This window comes from Halalkalibacter sp. HAAS-P013 (assembly GCF_056619925.1).
In genome coordinates this window covers 1-2,803 of record NZ_JBWQTU010000044.1, presented here as the reverse complement: position 1 = coordinate 2,803, position 2,803 = coordinate 1, and the positions used below count along the sequence as shown (strand labels likewise).

The window sequence follows — 2,803 nt, the reverse complement described above, 5'->3', positions numbered from 1 at the left end:
AAGAAGACCGATCTAGCTCAAATACCAGAAGAAGATTTAGAGTTAGCCTTGCATTTAATTAATCATCGCCCAAGAAAATGTCTTGGTTGGAAAACTTCATACGAAGCGTTTTGGGAAGACGTGTCGCAGTTAGATTGACAAACCGTCTTATATAAAACAAAGAAGCATTCGTTTTATCAAAGGCTCACTTTTAGCTATCATTCAAATTGGCTTTTTTCAAACAGCATTACAATATTTAATGTTGCATATAGGAGTAAGCCTCAGTACTGGAATTGAAAGCTCGATTATCACTGGCTCTACTACTTTCTTTTCCATTATTATTGCTCACTTTATGTACACAAATGACCGACTTAACTGGCAAAAATCCATTGGTTTAACACTAGGCTTCATTGGTGTCATCCTAGCAACTGGAAACGGTAGTTTTTCTTTTTCCTTTGGATTTGGAGCCTTAGCACTTCTACTAGCATCCATATCTAATGCATTTGGGGGAATTCTCGCCAAAAACAAAGCCGCTAAGCTAAATCCAGTTTATTTAACATCGTATCAAATGTTGCTAGGCTCAATCTTGCTTCTATTCATTAGTGCAACAGGATCAGGCCTTGCTCCACTAGAAATAACTCTTCACTCATTCGGGTTGCTTTTTTACTTGGCATTTGTATCTGCTGTTGCTTTTGTTCTTTGGAACACTCTAATGAAATATAATAGTGTAGGTAAAATATCAATGTACTATTTTCTTATCCCTGTTTTTGGGGTCCTTCAATCTTCTGTTTATTTAGGCGAGGCACTTTATCCCATCGTCTTTTTATCACTCCTATTAGTCATAGTAGGAATTCTAATTGTAAATAAACAGCTCAAATTGCCAAGAGTTCAAATTAAAATACCAACGATCGAGCGCAAGGATAAATCAGCTAGAAAAGTAAGTTAAACGGCAAATTTAAAAAGAATCGCATTTTAGTGCGATTCTTTTGCCTTAAAATCAATTATTTTTGAATTGGATCAGGATTTACAAGAACTTTTGTATCAAGAAAGCTATTACCGGAATGGTGAGCAAAGAAAGAGCTGTAGATGTCACAACAGTAATCAAGCCAGAACGATCGCCATTCGAATAACGCACAAACAAGACCGTTGCGAGTGTTAATGTCGGCATCGCAGATTGGATAATAATTAACTCTTTCATAAAAGAATCGATAGGCATTCCTTTCATTATGAGTAATGTTACAACAGGCATCAATAGAAGTTTTAGGAAAATAGGTAGAGCAACACTTTTAGTCTGTAATTTCTCAACATCTTTATTTTTTTGAAAAATAGATGGAATTAAAAGACCTACGTATAACATCGCCAATGGTGCAGCTATTCCAGCTAAAGTCGCCGAAACCTGTTTGATTACACTCGGTGCTTCGAACCCAATAATCGCAAAAAGTAACCCAAATGTAATAGCGATAACAGGTGGATTTAATAAAGGTTTAAAGTTAGCCAAAGAAAACTTCATTTTTTCTTGCAATAGTAAGACAGCGACCGTAAAAGCAGTTAAGCTCATTCCGGCATCAAAAATCGAAGCTAGCAATCCTCCCATAGGTCCAAATATACTTGCACATAGAGGAATACCAATAAAGCCCGTATTCCCTAACCCGGCTAATACAGCAATCTGCCTTGCTTTTAAAGAAGTAAATCCACTAATTTTAGCAACCACTAACCCTAATAGAATACCCAGACAATTAATAGTTACAGAAAATAAAAAGATCAAAGCCATTTGAGAAAGAACCTTATCTGTTATCTCCGTTTGAAAAATTGCATTTAATATCACACTTGGCACAGCCAAAATAACTAATATTTGAATAATTAGTTGCTTAGCTTCAATGGCCGGTTTTGTTTTACGTTCAAGTAAAAATCCAATAATCATTATGATAGCCATAACACTAACTGATGCAATTACTGATTGTAGATTCATAATGCCCTCCTATGTAGTCAATCAAACTATAGTAAACGATAAATGGAGAAACAGCAATATGTATAGGAAGAAAACTAGATTGATTTACTCAAACACAACAATATATTATTAGACTTCTTTACCTGAAGCCTCTGATTTGACGATATAATTTATGCTGCTATTGTTACTTCAGGGGAATACTGTCCAACTAACTGGATATTCTGTCCGAAGTTGGAAGGATTTGCTGTCGGAAGTGTTGAATTTGCTGTCCAAACTCTTTATCTTTCTGTCGAAACGACATTAAGGGAAAAGGTATTTCAAGAAGTTTACTCACAAAGTAATCATCGAACTACTCGAGAAAGATACTGTTCCTCCTGAAAAGAGCTCTCCAACTCCTTCAACATACTGTTTTTGCATATTAAAAAGCACAACCTAAAGGGTTGTGCTTTATTTGCCTGGCAACGTCCTACTCTCACAGGGGGAAGCCCCCAACTACCATTGGCGCAAAAGAGCTTAACGACCGTGTTCGGTATGGGAACGGGTGTGACCTCTTCGCTATCGCCACCAGACTATTTAGTTAAGAGATGGTTCTCTCAAAACTGAACAAAAGACCAAAGCTTCAAACAACATGAAGTTGTCTGTCGACTAGAGTTAAACTCCATAGAAAGGAGGTGATCCAGCCGCACCTTCCGATACGGCTACCTTGTTACGACTTCACCCCAATCATCTGTCCCACCTTAGGCGGCTGGCTCCAAAAGGTTACCCCACCGACTTCGGGTGTTACAAACTCTCGTGGTGTGACGGGCGGTGTGTACAAGGCCCGGGAACGTATTCACCGCGGCATGCTGATCCGCGATTACTAGCAATTCCGGCTTC

General features: G+C 38.1%; 2 protein-coding genes, 2 rRNA genes and 1 pseudogene. 2 read left to right on the top strand and 3 right to left on the bottom strand.

Annotated features, from left to right (window positions below; all coding sequences use genetic code 11):
• Nucleotides 1–138 (top strand): annotated as a pseudogene (locus AC1FXP_RS23300) (IS30 family transposase); the annotation flags it as partial.
• Nucleotides 134–925, top strand: coding sequence for a DMT family transporter (locus tag AC1FXP_RS23295; protein ID WP_480064307.1), 792 nt, complete (start codon nt 134–136; stop codon nt 923–925). The pseudogene AC1FXP_RS23300 and the gene AC1FXP_RS23295, both read left to right, overlap by 5 nt.
• Before the next feature lie 78 nt (nt 926–1,003).
• On the opposite strand, the gene AC1FXP_RS23290 is transcribed toward AC1FXP_RS23295, so the two are convergent.
• The 3 genes from AC1FXP_RS23290 to AC1FXP_RS23280 form a co-directional block, all read right to left on the bottom strand.
• Entirely contained in the window at nt 1,004–1,948 is a 945-nt protein-coding gene (locus AC1FXP_RS23290; RefSeq protein ID WP_480064306.1) for an AEC family transporter, read from the bottom strand.
• Nucleotides 1,949–2,380: 432 nt separating this feature from the next.
• Nucleotides 2,381–2,496: ribosomal RNA gene (gene rrf, locus AC1FXP_RS23285) — 5S ribosomal RNA — on the bottom strand.
• 95 nt (nt 2,497–2,591) lie between these two features.
• Nucleotides 2,592–2,803 (bottom strand): 16S ribosomal RNA (locus AC1FXP_RS23280); the annotation flags it as partial.

Excerpts from the sequence above, each read along its gene's own strand:
- AC1FXP_RS23290 (WP_480064306.1), bottom strand. The coding sequence starts at position 1,948 with ATGAATCTACAATCAGTAATTGCATCAGTTAGTGTTATGGCTATCATA.